Genomic DNA, 22,611 nt, shown 5'->3' on the forward strand with positions numbered 1-22,611 from the left:
AAAACACAATTTATCAAAAACTAAACTATGTACACTAGAAGACAAAACTGAGGAAGCTACAACACAAGCCAGATAAAGCAAAAGGACCGCTTTACAAGTTGGATAAAAAAGTCATGAGATTTTCTCCTTCGGCCAACCGTAGCTTTCCCTTTAAACGAGACCGGGCTTTCTCTACACCCCGCACCGAAATATTCATTAAAGAGGCAATCTCCTTGGAGGTCAAATTCATTTTCAAATAAGCACAAAGCTTCAAGTATGTGGCACTCAACTCATAATCAGACTCCTTAAGCTTCTTGAAAAAATCTTTATGAATGTGATTAAAATGCTCTTCAAAACGTTGCCAATCCTCTTCCACCTTAAACTCCTCATCAATGGAGGCAATTAATTGCTGCAGGGTTTGCTGCCCCAATCCTTGTGCATTACCCGAACAGGCTGTCTCCAACTTCTTCTTCACCTCACGCATAAAATCGTTCTTGTGCGAAATCAGTAAAGTGGTGGAGGTCAGCTGCGCATTCTTACTCTCCATTTCGTAGCGCAAATTTTGCGTACGCAAATCGGCCTGGGCTTTTTCATGGCCAAGCTTCTCTTCCAGAATCTGCTGCTGCAGCATGGCCTTTTGCCGCTCTGTTTTTAACATACGTATCGTATTCCAATAATACAGCAACCCAAGGGTCAATAAAATGGCCAGTACTTTAAACCAAACCGACTGTAAAAAAGAGGGACGTATGCGTATGGGCAGACTGCGTTCAAGGTTACTGGGCATGTTGGTGGTCTTTACCCGAAAGAGGTAAGTCCCCGGCGGCAATTCGGTATAATGCGCAGTACTTTGCTCACTGGATACAAAGGTCCAATCCTCTTCAAAACCTTCGAGTTTGTAGGCGTAACCGACCTTACCCAGACTGGAAAAATCGAGCAAAGCAAATTCCAGAGAAAAAGAATTTTCCTCGTGCGACAAACTTAAGTGCTCCGTACAGCTGATGTGCCTGTCCAGCAACACCCGATTATTAACGGCTTGACCAACCGGCACACTGATGTTGTTTAAACGAAAATCGGTCAACACCAAAGTGGCCGCCTGGGTGCGTGGCTGTATCTGGTCGGGCTTAAAGTAACTTAAGCCCCGAACGGTTCCCATATACAGCGTAGTGTCTTTGGACATATACAGTGCCCCATTAATGAACGAATTGCTCACCAATCCATCTGAAACATCATAATTGACAAAACGTTTACTGTCCTTGTGCAGCACCGAAAGTCCTTTATTGGTGGTTATCCAAAGATTCCCGGATCCATCTTCTGCCATACCATAAATAATGTCGTCCGGAAGTCCATCGGCTGTGGTATAGGAAATAAATCGCTGCTCCTGGCGCAGATACTTATTGAGACCATGAGAAGTACCTACCCAAATATTGCCTTGCGAATCCTCTTCAACACTGTACACAAATTCGTTGGAGAGACTTCCATCGTCGGTGGGGTCATGAAAGAACTTCTGAAAGCGCTGATTCACCGGATCGTACATATTGAGGCCGTACACGGTGGCGATCCATATAAACCCATAACGGTCTTCGGTAATGCTGCGCACCCAGTCGAGACTCAGTGAACCGCTTACATTGTTCTGGTCACGCTGCAAGATGGTGAGACTGCTGTCTGCAGGAGAATAAACATTTACGCCACCGCCATTGGTCCCTATCCAAATGCGTTGCTGACGGTCTTCAAACAAACAACGCACATCGTCGTTACTTAAACGCAGCTTGGTAGTACTGCTGTTCAAAAAGGTATCGACCCTTCCGCTATGGGGTTGGTAACGTAATACCCCATCAAGATAAGTACCTATCAGCAGGTCTCCATTGCGCAATTTGAGTAAGGCCAAAATACTCTTTGCTCGAATTTGTCCATATACTTCGTGGGTCCCCTCCAGGGCCTTCACAATACGTCCATCGGTGTTCATCACATTTAAGCCTCCGCCATCGGTGCCAATATACACCACGCCCTCGTCTTCCAAAACCGCACTGACCATATTATTGCTCAAGGACTGTGCCAGTGCAGGATTGTGTCGAATATTGAAGAAGGGCTGCCGCCTGCCCGAAAAACTTACGCCCCCTTTAAAATGACCCAGCCATAGATTTTTATCCTTATCGACCAGGATACTTTTCACCACATTATTGGCAATGCTGTAAGGGTCGTAACCATAATGCCGGTAGGAAGTGGTCGTGTGACGGGCGAAATCATAAACCAGACAGCCGCCCCCGTCGGTCCCAATAAATAAGGAGGAATCCTGAGCATGGAAGGAATAAATGCGCTGCAAGTCCCCGCCATACCTTCCGGCATTGAGGGAGTCGGGGTAAAATTGACCGGTATCCCGGTTATAACGCCAAAGCCCCCACCCATAAGTCCCCAACAAAAGCTCTTTGTCGTTCAGCTCAAACAATGCCCGAATTTCCCTGGCCGCAAAAGCACCCTTATTGAGGCTATGCAGGCGCCCCGTTTCGAGATCAAATCCAAGGAAACCATGACTCAGCGAGGCTACCCAAATGCGCTCCCGCCCATCGACCAGGATTTGCGCGATACGCAAGCCCTTGGCAGCACTTTGGTCGTTTTGCTGAAAGTGAAACTGCTTATAGCCACCTGTATGGGGGTTAAAGGCATAAAGGCCGCCACCATCGGTGCCCAGCAAAAAAGTAGAATCGTTGTATTCACAGATGGCGGTTACGGGGACTTTTTCAACAATGTCCCCATTGACATTGACCAAATAGGTGGCCGAAAATTGATTCAGTCGCCGATGAAAAAGACATAAGGAATTATTGGTTCCGACCCACAGGCGATGTTGGCTGTCCTCGAAGAGAGTAAGGGCCTGTCGGGCAAACACATTGCTGTCCGAATAGGTGGGGAGACTTTTATATACATGAAAACGGTGACTGTCGTAACGAACCAAACCATCGTCGGTAGCCATCCACAAATAACCTTCGCTGTCTTGCAACAGCTTGTTTATGGTGTAATGGGGCAGGCCGTCCTCTACCGTGATGCTTCTAAATTCACGTTGTAAAGCGAAGGCCCCTGGGGGAAATAAAAAGTAGAAAAAAATTAAAGCAAGGGAAACACTCGTGTTGGATATGGGTTGCATAGGGTATAGCGAATTAATTATTTATCATTATCGAGAATTATAATAACTGAAAAGCAAACATTTCATTGTTCACCTCTGCCCTATTTAAGCCTTTTTAGCACTTATCAATTACGAATATAAATCATAACTGAGTTATAATAAAATAAATGGAAGCAAAATCTTCAAAACAGCAGATCTAAAATCTTCAATGCGCACACTACATTAGGTTAAATAAAGCACGCCTATACAAAAAGGGGACCCTCTTCCAAGAAGGTCCCCCAAAGGCGTTACAATTGGCATTTGGCCTGTTTTACATCTTTTTAACCCGCAGCACCGCTTCTTCAAAAGTGGCGTAGATGTTTTCGGGACCCACCAGCTCGGTGATGCCATGGCGACCCAAATCACGTGCAACGGCAGCATTCACCCCGGTAAGCACCACGGTTTTTCGTTGATGTACAAAGCGTTGCAGCAGGGCTTTAAAGTTGTGCACGCCGGTGGCATCGATCATGGGCACATTGCGCATGCGAATAAGCACTATCGTGGAACGGTCGGGAATATTGTGCATCAATTCTTTAAACTTGTTGGCAACACCGAAAAAGAGGGGACCGGAAATTTCGTAAACTACGCAAGTTGTGGGAAGTTCCAGGTTGACCATGGCGGCGTCGTCCTTCTCATCCTGCGGATAGGCGACCAGGGGTTTTACCTCTCCGACGTCGGCCATACGCTTCATAAACAGCAAGGCTGCCAGTACCATACCGACCTGAATGGCTATGGTAAGGTCGACCACCACGGTGAGCACGAAGGAAGTGACGAGGACCAACACGTCGTAGCGCGATCCTTTAAGTATGGATACAAAGGAGCGCCACTCACTCATATTGTAGGCCACCACCATTAAAATACCGGCCAGCACCGAAAGCGGAATGAGTCCCGCCCACTTCCCTGCAAAAAGCATGATGAGCAGCAGCACCAGGGCATGGACCAGACCTGCTACGGGGGTACGGCCGCCGTTTTTAACGTTGGTGGCGGTCCGGGCGATGGCACCTGTAGCGGGAATACCTCCAAAGAGGCCACTGCCGATGTTGGCGATTCCCTGGGCAATGAGTTCGGTGTTGCTGCGGTGCCGTCCGCCAATCATACCATCGGAAACGACGGCTGAGAGGAGCGACTCAATAGACCCCAATAAGGCAATGGTAAAAGCAGGTCCAATGTACATATAGATTGTATCCCAGCTGAGGTTGGGGAAGGTCGGGAGACTGAGGGTGGAGGGGATTTCACCGAACTTAGTGCCGATGGTCTCGACCTGCACCCCGCCGAAGGCCACCAGGAGGGCGCCGGCCAAAAGGGCAATGAGGGAGCCTGGAATACGGGAGGAAATCTTACCCCAAAACAGAGTGAGCAACAAACTGCCCAAGCCGAATACCAGACTGACCCAGTTGAGGGTGTGAAAGCTCCGTGCCAGCATGGAGACTTTCCCAATAAAGTCGGCCGGCAATTCTCCGGTCTGCAAACCAAAGAAGTCCTTTATCTGCGTCACAAAAATGAGCAGTGCAATACCGGAGGTGAAGCCAACGACCAGCGGATAAGGAATGAAGCGAATGACCACGCCCAGACGAAACAAACCAAAAATGACCATGATGATGCCGGCCATGATGGTAGAAATAATAAGTCCCTCGATGCCGTAGGTGGCGATGATGCCGGCCACAATAACGACAAAGGCCCCGGTGGGACCGCCGATCTGAACGCGACTGCCGCCCAGCATGGAAATGAGAAAGCCGGCCACGATGGCGGTAAGAAGTCCCTTTTCGGGCCCTACGCCCGAAGCAATGGCAAAGGCGATGGCCAAAGGCAGGGCTACAATACCCACAATAATTCCCGCCATCACGTCTTTGGTGAATTGGTGGCGGGTGTAGCCTGCTTTTAAGGTGGTAAAGAGCTTGGGAGAAAAGATGGGTTCCATTTGTTATTGATTTTTACTAAAAAAACACACAAACATAAGGCTTATTTGTTGTCGTTGTCCTCCGCTCCCTCAGGCAATTAATAATAATTAACCCAAGGGGGACAATTGGGCTGTTGCTTAACAGACTTTAAAAGTATTGGATTGCTCAAATGACTCGGAAAAAAAATATATTTTTGTCGCATTGCTGAAATAAAATGCGAAATTAGCTGAACACAAAACGGACATTGGTCCACCCAACTGAAAGAAAATGAATTACTCCTTTTACGACTTTCTGACCATGGTGGGCTCACTCGGCATGTTCCTCTACGGAATGAAGATGATGAGTGAGTCGCTGCAGAAAGTAGCCGGACAAAAAATGAGAAGTATCCTGTCGGCCATGACCTCCAACCGGTTTTTTGGCGTCTTGACAGGATTTTTTGTTACCACTGTAGTCCAGTCGTCCTCCGCCACCACGGTTATGGTGGTGGGCTTTGTAAATGCGGGACTCATTACCCTGAAAGAATCCATTGGGGTAATTATGGGGGCCAACATAGGGACCACGGTTACCGGCTGGATCATCACCATCTTTGGCTTTAAAATGTCGATCAGCGATTACTCGCTGCCGATGATTGCCATTGGACTGCCTCTGATCTTTTCTAAAGTGGCCAGCCGCCGTTCCTGGGGCGAATTTTTGGTGGGCTTTGCCCTGCTGTTTTTGGGACTCGACTTTTTAAAAGGCTCGGTGCCCAACATCAACGAAAATCCAGAAATCCTAAGTTTTGTGCAGAGTTTTATGGGCCTGGGCTTTGGCTCTACGCTGATTTTTCTGGCTATTGGTACTTTGCTTACCGTGGTCATTCAATCGTCTTCGGCCACCATGGCCCTGACCTTTGTGATGGTGAATCAGGGTTGGATTTCCTTTGAAATGGCAGCGGCTATGGTGCTGGGTGAAAACATAGGCACCACCATTACCGCCAACCTGGCTGCCTCGGTCGGTAATCTCAGCGCCAAAAGAGCGGCTTTGGTCCACCTCCTGTTTAACGTACTGGGCATCGTCTGGATGCTGCTGGTATTCCGACAATTTACGGGCGCCATCGACCACTTCGTGACCAACCACCAGGGCGTATCGCCTTCGGAGTCTCCGGCCGCCATCCCCACCGCACTGGCCATATTCCATACGACTTTCAACGTGCTTAACGTGCTGCTCTTTGTTTGGTTTACACCCTTGCTCGAAAAAATAGTGGTACGGATGATTCCACAACGCGACAAGGACAGCGAGGAAGAATTCCGTCTCAAATTCATTACCACGGGTATGCTTTCCACGCCGGAACTGTCGCTGCTCCAGGCCAAAAAGGAGGTGCAGTTCTTTGCCAAGCACACCATTAAGATGTTTGGCTTCTTCCGCAAGCTGATCGATGAAAAGAGCGACAAGAAATTCAACAAGCTGTTTACCAAAATTCAGAAATACGAAGGCATTTGCGACAATGTGGAGGTCGAAATTACGAACTATCTGAGTCAGGTTTCGCAATACAAAATGAGCGAAACCGGGCAGCGCCGCATGCGTTCGATGCTCAAACTGGTGGGCGATTTGGAGAGTGTGGGCGACTGCAATTTCAACCTGGCGCGTACGGTCAACCGCATGCGCGAAAAGAAAATCACCTTTAATCAGGAGGCGATGGACAAACTGGAGCTGATGTTCAACCTGGTGGAAGAAGCCCTGGAGGAGATGCGCAGCAACCTCAACATGGATGAAACAGCGGTAAACCTGAACAAGGCCATCCAACTGGAGAAGCGCGTGAACAACTACCGCAGTCAGCTTAAGGCCGAACACCTCGACAACCTGGGCAAGGAAGTTTATTCCTACGAAGCGGGCATCTTATTCAACGATTTGTTTTCGGAATGTGAAAAGCTGGCCGACTACGTCATCAACGTTTCAGAGGCGCTGGAGGAGGTGGCTTCGCGCAAAACGCGGCCCAATCCGCACATGTAATCCAAATACTGTTACAGATAAGCGGGCCTCAGTGCCCGCTTTTTTGTTAAAAAGCGGCGCAAACTATAACTTATTACTGATCAATACGGTATAAGCAATTCAAACCTGCTTTATCCATAAGTTGTCGTATTAGATAATTTATGAATAATGCAGCTTAAATCCTTTTACAAAAAAGGGGTATGTTGAAGTCGCTTTTCCTATTTGCCCTGCTGATGCTCTTTGGCCTGCCGCTGAAGGGGCAGGGCCGACTGTGGCCCTTTGGCGGAGGAAACAAAATTGAAAAGGCTCAGCGCGACCTGGAAAAACGCCAGCGGGGGGCGGGACAGGGCAATTACTTTAATCCCCTGCAGGCGGAGGGCCAGAGAGCCAGTGAGGCCCGTAGCGACTTTATATGGCCGGCACAATCGGCCTACCTCTCCACCAAAGAAGCGGGCAATATCGGTCTGACCACGCCCTCGCGCCTGGGGCTGAACCCGAAGACAGAACTCCAGTCCACCCTGGGCCTGCTGCCCTGGCTGCCCAACCTGTTCATAAAAAGACGGATACACGCTGAAAGCTGGCTTTGGGCCAGCCGACACGGCCTTTACAGCACTACACCGGGACTCGAATGGGCAAAAAAAAGAGGCTTCAGGGGACTGGTGGACAGTACTGCAGCTGTACCGGGTCTGCTTACCCTCAGCAACGAAGTGCTGGTAAGTAAATACTTCATAGACCGGGCAGCTTGTGTTACACAGGACCCCTATTTGGTGCTGAGCGCCGGCTTGCGGGTAGATTACGGACTGGCTTTTAGCAAGGACCCGGCGCTGGAGGCCCGGGCCTTACATTTTTGGGGCAGCAGGACCAATGCCCTGCTGGGCAAGGGCTGGCAGACCGAAATCACCCTGCGGGCAGATGCCCGTATTCGGTCCCGCCTCTACTTATCGGGCAGTCTCAAATACCTAAACGGATCCGGTCACCCCGGGGCAGCCTGGGAGCAAAGTACCCTGCTGCAGTACTTCTTTGCACCACGTCTGAGTGTATCCCCCGGTTACGCCCTCTCCTATGCCGCCTTTGCCAATACCCGCGTAAAGATTTTGCCCTTTATCGACCTGCATTTCTATTTCGGAAAGAAAGCGCGCCGGCCAAGCGGTTTGTTTGCGGAACCTATGTTCTGAAAATCAAGGCCGACGTCCCCATCCCCGACCGCCATGGCGGCCCTGTCCCTGGCCCCTGCCGCGACCTGGGAGGCCCTGCTCAAAGCTGCTGAAAATTTCGGCCAATTGCTGCTGTTGTTGGGGACTGCAAAGTCGATGCAACTGCAAAAAATGATCGATGGTCTTTTGTTTTAGTGTTTGCTGAATGCGGCCAGAGGCTTGTGCGTAGCCTTGTAAAACGAGGGTGTCTGGTGCAGCTTGCGCCAATTCCTGAATGATGGCCCGATCCATCTCCTGGAGCGAAGTCCTTAAGGCATTCAGCTCCTGCCGATAATTCACCTCGGCGCGACGAAAAGCAGCGTGCTGCATACTGTCCAATTCGAGCAAGCGGACCATCCGGTAAAAACCGGTGCCGGCCAGCGAATCTGCGGCATATTCAGCATCGTCCTGAATTGGATCCACCGGATCTTCAGTCGGCAGTGCATGATAAATAAGCCAGCCCCCTGCCAGGGCAAGGACCACCATCAGCGGCCACCACGGAAATTTACTCTGCTTCATATAAATCGGAATAGAGCCAGCTGTCTTCCAGGGAAAGACCGGCTTGGTTGTTCTCAAAATAAGTCTCCACCAGGGCGGTATGATCGGAGACCTGTGGTACCGAAGACCAATGCGCACTCAAAAAACCGAAGACCAAAGCCAGCAGTACGGCGACACTGCGCAGCAGCTGTGCCCAAACAAAACCCGGACTTGGGTTGTCGTCCAGACGGGCCATAACCCGCGTAGCCAAATAGGGCGAAACCTGCTGTGCCTTCTCCCGGGCCACTGCAGCCTCCATCCTTTGCCATAGGGCTTCTTCCCGGTTCTTATCCTTTTTCATCACTCATCCGTATTAATGCGCTTTTCATATTTTGCCGTGCCCTGTAGAGCAGACTTTCCACCGCTTTCAGCTTAAGCTGGAGGACCTCGGCGACTTCCTGGCTGCTCAGATCCTGATAGTAACTCAGCACAAAGGCTTTACGCTGCGAAGCGGGCAAAGCCCCCAGTGCCTTGCGCAGCAAGGCACGATCTTCTTTCTGCCTCAACTGGCCATCCGCTGCCTGATCCTCATCCACCTGGTCGGGCCCATCGCTCGCATCGTTCCCCCTAAAATAAGCTTTTAGCTTGTTTTTGCGAACGGCATTGAGGGAATGGTTGACCGCCATGCGGTACAACCAGGTGCTGAAAGCAGCCTTGCCCCTGAAAGCATCCAGCTTTTCATAAGCTTTAATGAATACTTCCTGAGTCAAGTCGGCCGCATCTTCCTCATGATGCACAAAGCCCATACAGGTTTGAAAAACCTTCTGTTGATAACGTTCAACCAACAGCCGATAGGCTTGTTTATCTCCCCTGCGGATATTTGCAATGATGTCCTGATCGTGCTGCATGCTACTTATTCATCATGAGACAGAAAACGCTCCGCAGGGGAAGATAAACATTTTTTACTTAGTCGGTGCAGGATTACAGTTGGGGCCGCTGCCGTCACGAAGTCCCTGACGCAGACCGCGTCCCTGACCGTTGCGTCGGCGACTGCCGTCACGCAGACCTTGGCCGCTGCCATCACGTAAGCCTTTGCCGCGACCCAAACCTTTACCCGCAGCACGTCCTTCACCCTGTCCGTTACCAGGACCTAAACCCTTACCGGGACGCTGTCCGTCGTAGTTGTCGCAAACGCCGTCGTTATTGGCGTCGATGAAGCCTGGCCGGGCAGTTGTTGCAGCATCCCTGGCGGGAGCTGCTGTTTCGCTATCATTCGCCGGGGCCTGGGCTTCTGCCTTTTGTGCCGACACTTCGGTGAGGGTCAGCAAGCCCATGGTGGTAAGCACTGCCATACTAACAAAAAACTTTTTCATAACTCATCGGTTTTAATGAAGATTTCTAATTTCTTTTTGGATGCATCCTTTACTCTTTAGACACCGCTCCACGCAAAAACCTTCGCTCCACGTTTAAATTTTTCGATATTTGTACTTATAAATATTTTTTTACCATGAAAGAACTGCACTTTGATACGCTTCAACTGCATGCTGGACAAGAAGTTGACCCTACTACCCTCTCGCGTGCCGTACCCATTTACCAAACCTCATCCTACCTCTTTAAGGATGCAGAGCACGCCTCGAGCCTGTTTCAACTGAAAGAGTTTGGCAACATTTATACCCGCATCATGAACCCGACCACAGATGTGTTTGAAAAACGCATGGCGGCCCTCGAGGGCGGGGTGGCTGCTGTAGCGGTGGCATCGGGACAGGCGGCGCAGTTTATTGCGCTGAGCAACATCCTCGAATCGGGCGACAACTTTGTAAGTACTTCCTACCTCTATGGCGGCACCTACAATCAATTTAAGGTGCAGTTTAAGCGACTGGGCATCCAGGTAAAGTTTGTTGCCAGCGACGATCCGGCCGACTTTGAGGCGCTCATTGATGAAAAAACCAAGGCACTGTACGTCGAAACCATTGGCAATCCCCGTTTCAACATCCCTGATTTTGAGGCCCTGGGCGAAGTGGCTGCCCGCAACGGCATTCCACTGATAGTGGACAACACCTTTGGCGGAGGCGGATACCTCTTTCAACCCTTGAAGCACGGGGCCAACATTGTAGTAGAATCGGCTACCAAGTGGATTGGGGGACACGGCACCAGCATAGGCGGAGTTATTGTCGATGGCGGCAATTTTAATTGGGGCAACGGCAAATTCCCCATGTTCACCGAACCCTCAGAGGGTTACCACGGCATGAAGTTTTGGGAAGTATTTGGCGCCGGCAGTCCCATGGGCAACATCGCCTTCAGCATCCGCGCCCGGGTTGAGGGACTGCGCGATTACGGTCCCGCCCTGAGTCCCTTCAACGCTTTTATGCTTATTCAGGGGGTAGAAACCCTCTCCCTGCGCATGGAACGCCATGCCACCAATGCCCTGGCGCTGGCCCAATGGCTGGAAAACCACCCCCGGGTAGCTTACGTTAATTATCCGGGCCTGAAGAGCAGTCCCTTCCACGACATGGCGAAAAAATATCTGAAGAAGGGCTTTGGGGGTATGTTGAGCTTTAAAATAAAGGGAGATGCCCAGGCGGCCGACCGTTTCATCAACGCCCTGAAACTGGTGAGTCACCTGGCCAATGTGGGCGACGCCAAGACCCTCATCATACACCCGGCCTCAACGACCCATGAGCAATTGTCGGACGAGGAACAAAAAGCAGCCGGTGTAGAAAAAGGCTTGTTGCGTGTATCGGTAGGTATTGAGCACCTAAGTGATATTCAGGCCGACTTTGAGCAGGCTTTTACTCAAATCGGTTAGCAAGAAAGCACTGAGTCGCTTCGATTAACTCTTATTCAGGGCCTCGGCACCGCCCGATATCTCCACAATTTGGTTGGTGATGGCGGCCTGCCGGGCCTTGTTGTAACTCAGCTCCAGATCACGAATCAGGTCGGTGGCATTATCGGTGGCCTTATGCATGGAGGTCATTCGCGCCCCATGTTCTGAGGCCAAAGATTCCAGCACCACTTGAAAGAGCATGCTCCGAAGCATTTTAGGCACCAGAAGATTAATGATGCAGGCAGCATTGGGCTCAAGCAGGTACTCATCGGGATTCAAATTTTGACTGTGCTCCGGCACCTCAAAAGGAAGGAACTGATGCACCTGCACATTTTGAACGGCGGCATTTACAAATTCGTTGTAAACCAAAACCACCTGTTTCACTTCCCCATGCTCAAAACTGTGCATAAACTGATCGGCCAGACGCGAAAACTGTTGGTAATCGGCCTGTGCCAGTAGTTCGTGGTAGCAAAAATCTGCCTGCAAACCGCGCGACCGGAACTGCTTTTCGGCTTGCTTGCCCATCACGGCCAGCTGGACTTTCCCGGCACGAAACTCGTCGCGGTATTTTTCCTGTAACAAGACTTGGACCTCCTTCACCACATTGGTATTAAAAGCCCCACACAAACCCCGGTTAGAAGCCAAGGCTAAAATCAAAACCTTATCTCCCGTTGCCGTAGCCTGGGTATAGGGACTAAAAACCGCTACATCTTCCTGCGCCGACAAGTCCTGAATGATGCCTGCCAGTCGACTGGTAAAGGGCCGGATATGCGAAATATCGTCCTGGGCCTTTTTCAGTCGCGCAGCCGACACCATTTTCATGGCGCTGGTAACCTGTCGGGTAGTCTTTACCGACTGAATACGGGTTTTGATGTCGCGTAGATTGGCCATAACTCTTCCTGAACTTTAAGATTCGTCCTGCTGACGGTAACGCACACTGAGGTCCTCGGCAACGTCGCGCAACAAGGCTTCTCCATCCTCATCGAGCTTTCCCGCAGCCAACTGATCCAGTACAACCTGGTGGCGCAGCTCCAGGTTCTCCAGAAAATCGTGCTCAAATTCGGCGATCCGATCTAAGGGCAAATCCCGCAACAGTCCGCGGGTGCCGCAATAAACCAGGGCAATTTGCTGTGCCACCGGCATGGGATGGTATTGTCGCTGCTTCAGCAATTGTACATTTTTACGTCCTTTGTCGAGCACGGCCATGGTGGCCGGATCCAAATCGGAACCAAACTTGGAGAAGGCTTCCAACTCACGGTACTGCGCCTGATCAAGCTTAAGCGTTCCGGCCACCTGCTTCATGGCCTTGATTTGTGCACTTCCGCCCACCCGCGACACAGAAATCCCGACGTTTATGGCGGGCCGGATGCCCGCGTTAAAAAGACCGGCTTCGAGAAAAATCTGACCGTCGGTAATCGAAATCACGTTGGTGGGAATATAGGCCGATACGTCGCCGGCCTGTGTTTCGATAATGGGCAAGGCTGTAAGTGACCCGCCGCCTTTGACCAGGGAGCGGAGACTCTCAGGCAAATCGTTCATTTTCTCGGCAATATTCTGATCTTCTACAATTTTAGCTGCGCGCTCCAACAAGCGGGAGTGCAGGTAAAAGATGTCTCCGGGAAAGGCTTCTCGACCGGGGGGACGCCGCAGGAGCAGCGACACCTCACGGTAAGAGACCGCCTGCTTGGATAAATCGTCGTAAATGATGAGGGCGTGACGTCCGGTATCCCGAAAGAATTCCCCAATGGCCGTTCCGGTAAAAGGTGCATAGAACTGCATGGCGGCCGGATCAGAGGCGGTGGCCATCACCACAATGGTATAGGCCATGGCCCCATGTTGCTCCAGGGTTTTTACCAGCTGGGCCACGGTACTGCCTTTCTGACCAATGGCCACGTAGATGCAATAAACCGGCTCTCCCTTGTCGTAAAAAGAGCGCTGGTTCAGAATGGTATCAATGGCAATGGCCGTTTTTCCTGTCTGGCGGTCGCCAATAATCAGCTCACGCTGACCGCGACCAATGGGAATCATGGCATCAACGGCTTTAAGACCGGTTTGCAGGGGCTCCTTAACGGGCTGTCGGAAAATGACCTCCGGGGCCTTTCGCTCCAGCGGCATCTCGTAACGGGCACCGCTTATAGGGCCCTTCCCGTCGAGAGGTTCGCCCAGGGCATCGACCACCCGTCCAAGCATCCCTTCTCCTACCCCCAGGGAGGCTATTTTTCCGGTACGCCTAACGGTATCTCCTTCACTAACCAAGTGGGAAGGACCAAAGAGTACAATACCCACATTGTCCTGCTCCAGGTTCAGCACCACACCCATGCAGCGGTCCAGTTCCACCAATTCGTTAGACTGTACATTCTGCAAACCGTAAACACGGGCAATGCCATCGCCCACCTGCAAAACGGTTCCTACTTCTTCGAGTTCAGAATTACGCTCAAAGGATTCGATCTGTTGCCGCAGCAGGGCAGATACTTCAGATGCTTTCAATTGTTCCATTTCTCACTCATCTAAGTGCTAACAATTTCTTTTTCATGGCGCGCAATTGCCCCCTTACGCTTCCGTCCAATTGCCGGTCGTCCATACGCAAAACCAAGCCACCCATTAATTCAGGATCGACTTTACAATCAAGTTCTACGCGACAGTCGTATTGGTCTTCCACCATCTTCTTCAATTGCGCGCGCAATTCCTTATCTACGGGAACGGCGGTCTGCACAACAACTTGTCGCAGACCTTTATGTTGCCGGTACAAGGTCGAGAAATCCAACAAGACCAGGTTCAGCAGGCTCTCTCTCTGGTTGTCGATGAGGACAGTTAACAAACTCAGACTAAGAGGATGCAAACTGCTGCCCAAAATCTGACGCAAGGCTTTCTTACGTGCACCTGGCTTAATCAGCGGATTGGTCAGGAATTGGTCCAAATCCTTCCCCTGGCGCAGCAAGTCCAGCAAATAACCAGAATCGGCATACAGGCGCTCCAAAACAGCCGGGTCATTTTGTCCCGACTGAAAAAATGCTGTTGCATAGCGACTGGCGATTAATCCGGCATTCATAAGCTTGGCTTAGTTTAGATCCATTTCTTTCATGTACTGCGCAATCACAGCCTGCTGGCGTGCATCGTTCTTTAATTCGTCGTGCAAAATCTTTCCGGCAATTTCGAGGGACACCAGACCCACCTCCTGTCGAAGGGCCGCCATCGTCTCTCTGCGTTCCCGCTCCAGCTGCTCCCGCCCGGCGGCCAATACACGAATGGCTTCGGCTTCGGCCACCTTCTTAGCCTCTGCCACAATTTCCTTACGCAGCTCACGGGCTTCCCGGATGATTTTCTCCCGCTCCAAACGAGCTGCTTCCATCATTTTCTTACGGGTTTCTTCCAGTCCCCTGAGTTCTTCACGGGCATCGTGGGCATCCTGCAAGGAAAAGCTGATGTACTCCTCCCGCACTTTCAACGCGCGCAACATGGGTTTCCACGCGTAACGCCGAAGCAGCAATAAAAGGAGAAGAAACGACAAACTGGTCCAGAAAACCAGCCCGGGATCCGGTGTTAGTATCCCCATAGCAAAATAGCTTTAGTTGTGTATTGAATAAGACTCAGCCTTTCAACCAGGCAACTACGATGGCAAACAGCGCAGCGCCCTCTATAAGCGCAGCAATTACGATCATGGCAGTTTGAATTTTGGAGCTGATTTCGGGCTGACGTGCCATGGCTTCCATGGCGCCTTTACCAATTTGGCCAATTCCTAGTGCAGCACCCAAAATAATAATGCCCAAACCGATCACGGTAAAACTGATTCCTTCCATAATGTAGAAATTTTACAATTAATGATGTTCGTTTACAGCCAGCCCTATAAATAGCGCCGACAAAAGGGTAAATATGTAGGCCTGCAAGAGGGCTACCAATAATTCAAGTGCAAAGATCATGAGCGACAACAGTATCGACAGAGGGGCCACATAAATGGACTGAAGGACAAATATGATGGAGGTCAGACTCAATACAATGATGTGACCGGCGGTAATGTTGGCAAACAAACGCAGCATCAGGGCAAAGGGCTTGGTAAACATCCCGATGAACTCGATGGGAATCATTAGGAACTTCAGGTAGATGGGAATACCGGGAGGCCAAAGAATCTCCTGCCAATAATGACGGGACCCAAAAAGATTGCTGGCAAAAAAAGTGAAGACCGCCAGTGTAAGCGTAAAGGCAATGTTGCCCGACATGTTGGCCCCTCCCGGGAAAAAGGGAATTAGGCCCAACATGTTGTTGAACCATATAAAAAAGAAAATGGTGAGCAAAAAGGGCATAAAACGCCCTGCCTTATCCTTATCAATCTGGGCATTAACAATGTCGTCACGCACATACAGCACAACGGGTTCTACCACCAGCTGCATGCCTTTAGGAACCGCCAGGCCACCTCTCCGCCCATAGCGCTGCCCGATATTTATCATCAAAAGAGACAGGAGTAAACTGGCCAGCAACATGCTGGCTACGTTCTTGGTAATGGATAAATCCAGTGGCCTCGGGTTAAGCACTTCATGATCGGCTCCGTAGTGCAAGGTACCGGCGGCATCGGTCAGGTAAATTTTTTCGTGATACAGCCGCAGATGGTCATCTCCCAGGGCTACCAGCTCATTTCCTCCGGAAAAACGGGAAGAAAGGAAGACTTTTAGGTGACCTTCATGCCAAACGATGACGGGCAGAGGGAGCGATACATCCACAAGCTCACCCTCTCCGTTGCGAAAAGAAATGATATGAAATACATAGGAGTCGCCGATGTGGTGCATGATCATATCGGTCACATCAAAGTCCTTACCTGTCGCTGCTTCCCCTTCGGAAGCTGCGGACAAAGTTCCAACGGCCATCCACATAAACAGCCCTGTCAAAAGAAAAAAAGCCCTCATGCACAAACAGCTTAAAAATCAGACAGGAATTAGAACCTGCCTTGGCCACTATACGCAGCCAAGGCCTGGAAGGTTCAAAAAAAAATGGCAGGCAAACACCTCTACGGGTATTCCCTTAATTCTTTTTGGCAGCCTCGGCAGACGCACCTGCTGCAACCTGAGCCCCTGAAGGAGCCTGATTGCCCATGGCGCAGGTGCCCGAAAAAAGGGCCCCGGGCTCAATAGACAACTTGCCCGACTTGATGTCGCCATTCACCTTTGAACTGGCTTTAAGAGAAAGTAACTCGGTGATGGCCATTTTTCCGCTGACCGTACCCGAAATCTCGGCATTACTGCAAATGATTTCTCCCTTTACAAAACCATTGTTACCTACCACTACTTTCCCCTTCGAATTAATATTGCCCTCAATGTTGCCATCGATGCGAATGTCTCCGTTGGTTTCAATGTTGCCCACGATTTTGGTTCCGGGACCAATCATATTGGGCAATCTGCTCTCGATTTCAGCGTTTTTCATTTTTTTGCTCATTACACGTTAAAACTTTCCTTACTTAGCCAAAAAACAAATGTAACAAAATTTCAGGTCGCGTTTTGCATCAGGCGTTGCAATTCTGCCAGCTGCTTTTCCTTATTCACCTGGCGCATATTGCGCGCAGTTGTGGTATAATAACGATGGGCCGATAGGAAACCATACTGCTTTTCCAGCCACTCATCAGGCGTCATCTGTCCTTTGTAACGCTGTAATTCCTTATAAAGTGTATCCGACACATTCAAAAAATCTGAGCGTCCCAAATAATCCAAATCGGCATCCTTCATGATGCACTCCAACAAGTTTCCGGGTTCCGCATCCGGACGGGTAACAGCAATAAGGGCAACCACCTTTTCAATTTGGACAGCGGAGTAATCGTAAGTCTCCAAGACCTCACGGGCCAGATGCATACTGCTTTCTTCATGATTGCGGTAGTCCACAATGAAACCCGCATCGTGCATAAGTGCTGCGGTTTTCAACAACAACAAATCTTCTTCACCAACACCCTCTCCCTGACCAATGATTTCCACTTGCGTAACTACGTCGATGGTGTGCTTTACATTATGGTAACAAATATCGGCCGGCAACTCCTCCTCCAGCCGTTCGAGTACCGCCTCCTCCAGGTCAGCAAAACGAATGTGCTGTAAGCGAATCCGAAACAAGGCGTTGGGAGTCTGGCCCAGACCATCGACCGAAAGCTCAGGAAGAATACCTCGCACAAAATACATATCTATTTCTCCCTTGTACTTAATGGGCATTCTCCCGCGGTACTCGCATACAAAGAAGCTTTTCACCAGTTGGTAGGTGGCCCCGGTAATGTTGATTTCTCCGGCCACACCCGACGACTCCATCCGACTGGCGATGTTAACGGTGTCGCCCCAAATGTCCAGCGCGGTTTTATTTCGCCCCACGCGTCCGGCAATAACGGGACCGGTATGAATACCAATGCGCAGTTCCCAAAAATCCTGGTGTTGGGCAATTTTTTGCGCCCTAAGCGCAAACATGTAAGCGTGGATTTCCATGGCCACCAAAATCATCCTTACCGAATGTACCCGACTTTTATCGGGTATCCCTCCGGCGGCCATATAGGCATCGCCAATGGTTTTTATCTTTTCAATGCCGTGTTGCTCCACAATGGAATCAAAACGAAAGAAAAAATGGTCGAGCTCGTCGATGAGTAAATCGGGGTTCAATTGCTCCACGATGCGTGTGAAACCTTGGATATCGGCGAACAAAACGGTGACACTTTTATACTTAAGCGAACGAACCTTAGCCTGATCGCCCTTCTTAACCAACACCTCAGCATCGTAGCCAAGGCGCATGCGCAAGGCCTTTTCTTTAATCCTTAAAGCCTTGTCGAGGCGCTTTTGTACCTCCTTCTCAATCCTGAGCAGGAACCAGCGTCGCAATAGGTACAGGAGGACCAGTACCGAAACCGGCAATAAAACATACAAAAACAGCGTCCCCGAGAAAAAACCGGCCACTTGCACCGGATTTGAGAACAACAACACAGTCTGACCTGAAAAAGTAAAAATGCCTGTCACACCATTTACATCTTGTTTACAATACTACTAGATACAACAAAAGTGGGATTATTGCCACAATTACAGGATGAAAATTTGACCACCGGGCGTCAAAAAGAGATCAATACGTATTTTTGCGAATTTTAATTTTTTTTTGACAAAACTGTGTTACTTTTGCATTTTGTATTATATTTAGTTGCTGAAACAATCTCTGAATCCTAATGCATTATGGAAACCCTGAATCACAGTGTTATTGTACCCTATGATTTCACAGAAGTTGCGATGAACGCCGTAGCGCACGCAGCCAGTCTGTGCAAGAACCTGAATACCGGCCTCACTCTGCTCCACATCATTAAAAAAGACAGTGAGCAAAAAGAGATGGAGCAACAATTGGAGGCAGAACTTCAAAAGATTCATGAAATCCATAACATTCGACCCAACGGGCTCATTCGGGAAGGTTCTATATTTAAAACCATCAACCAGGTTGCTCATGAAATTGAGGCAACGCTCATTGTAATGGGCACACACGGCATGAAGGGTTTGCAAAAAATAACCGGAAGCTGGGCGCTTAAAGTAATTGTTGGTTCAAAAATCCCCTTTTTAGTGGTTCAGGATGCGCCCAAATCAAAGGACGAACCGCTTAAACTGGTGTTTCCGGTAGACTTTAAAGGCGAAAACAAAGAAAAGCTCAAGTGGGTACAATTTATGTCGCGCTATTTTCCTTCCAAAACCCTGCTTTTTTCAGCCAGTTCCAAAGAAGGTGCATTGGACCCCCGCACCAAGGCCAACCTGGTCTTCTGCAAAACCTTCCTGGAAGATAAGAAGATTGACTACGAGTTGGTTCTGGCTAAAAACACCGCCTCCTTCAGTCAGGAAACCATCGACTTTGCCATAGAAAGAGAAGCGGACATCATCATCATTATGACCACCCGCGACATTGCCTTCCACGACTACGTGCTTGGGGCACAGGAACAATACATGATTGCCAACTCTGCAAAAATTCCCGTTATGGTCATCAACCCGCGAACCGATTTGATGAAGTACGGTTATGGGAATTTTGGCTAAGCAAAAAACCTTTAAACACTGTTTTAAGCCAACCCTCCTGCCCAAAACCAGGAGGGTTTTTTGTAAGCCAAAGGAATTTGTGAGTTTTTTCGTATTTTCGCTACGCAGGTCAACACTGGTCTGTTCAAATTGTTAAGCTATATGCAGCTGATTTTTGCTACGCACAACCAAAATAAACTGAAAGAACTGCAACAGCTGATGCCCCCGGGCATCGTGCTTAAAAGTCTCAACGACCTGTCTTACACCGATGCCATTGACGAAACCGGGAAGGACTTGACAGCCAATGCGCTGATTAAGGCACGAACCATCTACCAACATTTTGGCCAACCCGTTTTTGCCGACGATACCGGACTTGAAATTGCGGCACTGGGAGGAGCTCCCGGCGTACATTCGGCCCGCTGGGCTGGTCCCGAATGCGACGCCCGTGCGAATGTGCAAAAAATCTTAAAGCAACTCGAAGGCCAGAGTCAAAGAGAGGCTCGTTTCAGAACCGTAATTGCCCTGATTTTAAACGACAAAGAATACCTTTTTGAAGGCAGTGTAGCGGGACAGATCAGCAGGCAGCCCACCGGCACAGAAGGCTTCGGTTACGACCCGGTTTTTATTCCTGAAGGACAGCAGCTGAGTTTTGCGCAAATGAGTGCCGAAGAAAAAAATCGCATCAGTCACCGCGGTCGTGCAGTAAATCGCCTGCTGGAATTTTTAAACAGCACTTATGAGCAAATTCGTTAACAGCCTGCTTCTCTTCGGACTGCTTTTTACCGGGTGGCTGAGCCCGGACCTGAAAGCCAATGGCTGGCAAGACCATTTTTCTAACAGGCAAAGTTTTGCCCTGGCGGAAACACCCGCGGCAATTTATGCAGCCACCCGCCTGGGCTTGGTGGTTTACAACAAGGCCGACCAGGCTTTGACCACCCTCAATAAAATCAACGGACTCTCCGATTACGGCATCAGCAGTCTGGCCTACAGCCAGGAGCAAAACACCCTTATCATTGCTTACGAAAACGGCAACATCGACTTGCTTACGCAGGAAAAGATCTACAACATTAACGACCTGAAAATAAAACAGCTGAGCGGCTCCAAAGCCATCAACCACATTCTTCCCGAAGGCACCCGGGCCTACCTGTCGACCGATTTTGGGATATTGGTTGTAAATTTACAGCGCCGGGAAATAGAAAGCACTTATTACATAGGCGACCAGGCTGCGGACCTTAAAGTAAACCAAATGACCGCAGATGCCGATTATCTTTATGCGGCCACCGGACAGGGCGTCAAAAGAGCCAGAAAAACGGCTCCGGACCTTCCGATTTACAGCGCCTGGGAAACCATATCGACCAACACCAACAACTATTCGTCCCTTGAAGTACGCTCGGGCCATGTTGTCGCAAGCGAAGGAGAAAAGGGTAGCAGCAACACCTTATGGCTGCTTAACGACACGCAAAACACAAACCTGGGGAGCTCTTCGGCCTTTAGTGAGTGGACAAAGGCAGGCGACAGCTTTTTGGCAGTTACCAGTACGGCCCTCTATTACTACAACGATCAGGGACAAAGGACAGGCCAACTGGGCCTACCTGCCAATCACCCGCTTATGCCGGCCTTCCGTTCGGCTTATGTCGACTCTGAGGGCAATATTTGGGTGGCCGACTTCAACAACGGGCTCCTGGTTTATAAAGATGAAGCCTGGATACAGCTGTTGCCCGACGGCCCTTTCAGCAATAAGGCACACAGTCTCCGGTTCAGCGGAGACAAGCTCTGGGTGGTTCCCGGGGGATTGACCAGTGCCTGGAACAACGCCAATACAGCCTCCAGCATTTCGGTTCTCATGCCCGATGGCTGGAAGGCACTCCATACCCAAAACAGTCCCCTGCTGCAAAACTCAAAGGATTTATTAAGCATCACTCCCCATCCGAAAAACCCTGATCAAGTTTACATCAGCTCCTGGGGCAGCGGTTTGTTTGAAGTAGAGGCGGACGGTTCGGAAGCTGAAGTCAGCCGTCATTTTCTAACGCCGGAAAACGGACTCGTAAACATATTTGAGAACAACTCGCGTTATGTCCGGGTAGCCACCTCAGCCTTTGACAATAAGGGGATGCTGTGGATGACCAACTCAGAGGTAGCTTCGTCCCTGGTGGCCTATTTTCCGGAAGAAGACCGCTGGCAACGCTATTCCTATGGTGCACTGTCTGACAATCAGGGGATGGCACCTATGCTCGCCACCTCCTATGGCGACATGTGGCTGTCGGTTTACCGGGGCGATGCCAAGGGTCTTTTTATCTGGAACGACAACGGAACGCCCGAAAGCCAAAGCGACGACTACTACCGAAGTGCCGTTCCCAAAAGTGCGGACAGCGACCGCCGCAACATGGGGCAAATTTTACTTTGGAATGATGAAGGACAGGAGCTGACCAACAATATTTTGGCCCTGGAGGAGGATGCCGACGGGCATATTTGGCTGGGGACCGACCTGGGGGTAGTTGTTCAATATCAGCCCGGCAGTATCTTCTCCCAGGAAAGACCAATTTTTTCACGCATTCTGATTCCCCGAAACGACGGCTCTGGGACGGGAGACTACCTGCTTGACGGACAGGTTGTTTCAAGTATTTTGACAGACCCGGGAAACCGCAAGTGGTTGGGAACCCAGGGCTATGGACTCTACCTGGTATCTGCCAACGGCATGCGCCAGTTGGCACATTTCAATACCGAAAACAGTCCCTTACCCTCTAACTACATCAACGACCTGAGCATCGATGAGGCAAGCGGCGAATTGTACATCGCAACCGGTGAAGGAATTGTGGTATATAAAGGAAATGCCACCAAGGCTGAAACCTCTTTCGATGCGCTGTACGCCTACCCGAACCCCGTGCGACCCGGGTTTACGGGGAACATTACCATTGCGGGACTGATGAATAAAACGACAGTAAAAATAACAGACGTTTCGGGCAAGCTGGTCTTCGAAACCAATTCGATAGGCGCTCAGGCCTTCTGGGATGGTCGCAACCTTTGGGGTCAGCAAGTTAAATCGGGCGTTTACCTCATTTTTGTTGCCACAGAAGACGGCAGTCAGTCGGCCGCAACCAAAATTGCTATAGTCAGATGATAACCTGAAAAA

At 50.0% G+C, this 22,611-nt stretch carries 20 protein-coding genes; 6 read left to right on the forward strand and 14 right to left on the reverse strand.

All coding sequences use genetic code 11. The annotated features are described in order from the left end of the window. Nucleotides 1–91 precede the first annotated feature (91 nt). Both B4W65_RS02540 and B4W65_RS02545 read right to left on the reverse strand, forming a co-directional pair. Nucleotides 92–3,115, reverse strand: a complete 3,024-nt coding sequence (locus tag B4W65_RS02540; RefSeq protein WP_088653558.1) for a ligand-binding sensor domain-containing protein — start codon at nucleotides 3,113–3,115, stop codon at nucleotides 92–94. Between the two features lie 289 nt (nucleotides 3,116–3,404). Then, complete coding sequence (locus B4W65_RS02545) at nucleotides 3,405–5,051, reverse strand: SulP family inorganic anion transporter (RefSeq protein WP_088653559.1); 1,647 nt, start codon at nucleotides 5,049–5,051, stop codon at nucleotides 3,405–3,407. A gap of 247 nt (nucleotides 5,052–5,298) precedes the next feature. Between B4W65_RS02545 and B4W65_RS02550 the strand changes: the two genes are divergently transcribed. Together B4W65_RS02550 and B4W65_RS02555 are read left to right on the forward strand one after the other, a co-directional pair. Further along, nucleotides 5,299–7,020 carry a Na/Pi cotransporter family protein gene (locus B4W65_RS02550; RefSeq protein WP_088653560.1) on the forward strand — a complete coding sequence of 574 codons (1,722 nt, stop codon included), beginning with the start codon at nucleotides 5,299–5,301 and terminating at the stop codon, nucleotides 7,018–7,020. A 179-nt stretch (nucleotides 7,021–7,199) separates the two neighbouring features. Beyond that, entirely contained in the window at nucleotides 7,200–8,174 is a 975-nt protein-coding gene (locus B4W65_RS02555) for a hypothetical protein (RefSeq protein ID WP_088653561.1), read from the forward strand. Between the two features lie 3 nt (nucleotides 8,175–8,177). On the opposite strand, the gene B4W65_RS02560 is transcribed toward B4W65_RS02555, so the two are convergent. Genes B4W65_RS02560 through B4W65_RS02575 form a run of 4 tightly spaced genes read right to left on the reverse strand, consistent with a single transcriptional unit; the run spans nucleotide 8,178 to nucleotide 10,042 of the window. Next, on the reverse strand, nucleotides 8,178–8,711 hold the full coding sequence (locus tag B4W65_RS02560) for a periplasmic heavy metal sensor (protein WP_088653562.1): 534 nt from the start codon (nucleotides 8,709–8,711) through the stop codon (nucleotides 8,178–8,180). Then, nucleotides 8,698–9,030: a hypothetical protein gene (locus B4W65_RS02565; protein WP_088653563.1), complete on the reverse strand. Its 333-nt coding sequence runs from the start codon at nucleotides 9,028–9,030 to the stop codon at nucleotides 8,698–8,700. Before B4W65_RS02565 ends, B4W65_RS02560 begins: the two co-directional genes overlap by 14 nt. Further along, nucleotides 9,017–9,577, reverse strand: coding sequence for an RNA polymerase sigma factor (locus B4W65_RS02570; RefSeq protein ID WP_088653564.1), 561 nt, complete (start codon nucleotides 9,575–9,577; stop codon nucleotides 9,017–9,019). Before B4W65_RS02570 ends, B4W65_RS02565 begins: the two co-directional genes overlap by 14 nt. Before the next feature lie 54 nt (nucleotides 9,578–9,631). After that, nucleotides 9,632–10,042, reverse strand: a complete 411-nt coding sequence (locus B4W65_RS02575; RefSeq protein ID WP_088653565.1) for a hypothetical protein — start codon at nucleotides 10,040–10,042, stop codon at nucleotides 9,632–9,634. Between the two features lie 134 nt (nucleotides 10,043–10,176). On the opposite strand from B4W65_RS02575, the gene B4W65_RS02580 reads away from it, so the two are divergent. After that, nucleotides 10,177–11,475, forward strand: a complete 1,299-nt coding sequence (locus tag B4W65_RS02580) for an O-acetylhomoserine aminocarboxypropyltransferase/cysteine synthase family protein (RefSeq protein ID WP_088653566.1) — start codon at nucleotides 10,177–10,179, stop codon at nucleotides 11,473–11,475. Between the two features lie 24 nt (nucleotides 11,476–11,499). Here the strand turns inward: B4W65_RS02580 and atpG are convergent, their stop codons facing one another. From atpG to B4W65_RS02620, 8 genes are all read right to left on the reverse strand, one after another. Beyond that, nucleotides 11,500–12,384: an ATP synthase F1 subunit gamma gene (gene atpG, locus B4W65_RS02585; RefSeq protein ID WP_088653567.1), complete on the reverse strand. Its 885-nt coding sequence runs from the start codon at nucleotides 12,382–12,384 to the stop codon at nucleotides 11,500–11,502. A 15-nt stretch (nucleotides 12,385–12,399) separates the two neighbouring features. Next, nucleotides 12,400–13,989, reverse strand: coding sequence for a F0F1 ATP synthase subunit alpha (atpA, locus tag B4W65_RS02590; RefSeq protein WP_088653568.1), 1,590 nt, complete (start codon nucleotides 13,987–13,989; stop codon nucleotides 12,400–12,402). A 7-nt stretch (nucleotides 13,990–13,996) separates the two neighbouring features. Then, entirely contained in the window at nucleotides 13,997–14,542 is a 546-nt protein-coding gene (gene atpH, locus B4W65_RS02595; RefSeq protein ID WP_088653569.1) for an ATP synthase F1 subunit delta, read from the reverse strand. A 9-nt stretch (nucleotides 14,543–14,551) separates the two neighbouring features. Continuing rightward, entirely contained in the window at nucleotides 14,552–15,046 is a 495-nt protein-coding gene (atpF, locus tag B4W65_RS02600; protein ID WP_088653570.1) for a F0F1 ATP synthase subunit B, read from the reverse strand. 34 nt (nucleotides 15,047–15,080) lie between these two features. Then, nucleotides 15,081–15,290 (reverse strand): ATP synthase F0 subunit C, encoded by a 210-nt coding sequence (gene atpE, locus B4W65_RS02605; RefSeq protein WP_088653571.1) that lies wholly within the window; start codon nucleotides 15,288–15,290, stop codon nucleotides 15,081–15,083. An 18-nt stretch (nucleotides 15,291–15,308) separates the two neighbouring features. Beyond that, nucleotides 15,309–16,388, reverse strand: a complete 1,080-nt coding sequence (gene atpB, locus B4W65_RS02610; protein ID WP_088653572.1) for a F0F1 ATP synthase subunit A — start codon at nucleotides 16,386–16,388, stop codon at nucleotides 15,309–15,311. Nucleotides 16,389–16,503: 115 nt separating this feature from the next. Then, nucleotides 16,504–16,902 (reverse strand): bactofilin family protein, encoded by a 399-nt coding sequence (locus B4W65_RS02615; protein WP_088653573.1) that lies wholly within the window; start codon nucleotides 16,900–16,902, stop codon nucleotides 16,504–16,506. Between the two features lie 62 nt (nucleotides 16,903–16,964). Beyond that, nucleotides 16,965–18,458, reverse strand: a complete 1,494-nt coding sequence (locus tag B4W65_RS02620; RefSeq protein WP_240509455.1) for an adenylate/guanylate cyclase domain-containing protein — start codon at nucleotides 18,456–18,458, stop codon at nucleotides 16,965–16,967. Between the two features lie 207 nt (nucleotides 18,459–18,665). Here B4W65_RS02620 and B4W65_RS02625 point away from each other — a divergent pair, with 207 nt between their 5' ends. The 3 genes from B4W65_RS02625 (at nucleotide 18,666) to porZ (ending at nucleotide 22,599) form a co-directional block, all read left to right on the forward strand. After that, nucleotides 18,666–19,502, forward strand: a complete 837-nt coding sequence (locus tag B4W65_RS02625) for a universal stress protein (RefSeq protein WP_088653574.1) — start codon at nucleotides 18,666–18,668, stop codon at nucleotides 19,500–19,502. A gap of 141 nt (nucleotides 19,503–19,643) precedes the next feature. After that, on the forward strand, nucleotides 19,644–20,234 hold the full coding sequence (rdgB, locus tag B4W65_RS02630) for an RdgB/HAM1 family non-canonical purine NTP pyrophosphatase (RefSeq protein ID WP_088653575.1): 591 nt from the start codon (nucleotides 19,644–19,646) through the stop codon (nucleotides 20,232–20,234). Then, nucleotides 20,218–22,599, forward strand: coding sequence for a type IX secretion system anionic LPS delivery protein PorZ (gene porZ / locus B4W65_RS02635; protein ID WP_088653576.1), 2,382 nt, complete (start codon nucleotides 20,218–20,220; stop codon nucleotides 22,597–22,599). The genes rdgB and porZ overlap by 17 nt, the downstream gene beginning before the upstream one ends. Nucleotides 22,600–22,611 lie beyond the last annotated feature (12 nt).

It is taken from the genome of Geofilum rhodophaeum (assembly GCF_002210225.1).
GTDB classification, from domain to species: Bacteria; Bacteroidota; Bacteroidia; order Bacteroidales; family Marinilabiliaceae; genus Geofilum; species Geofilum rhodophaeum.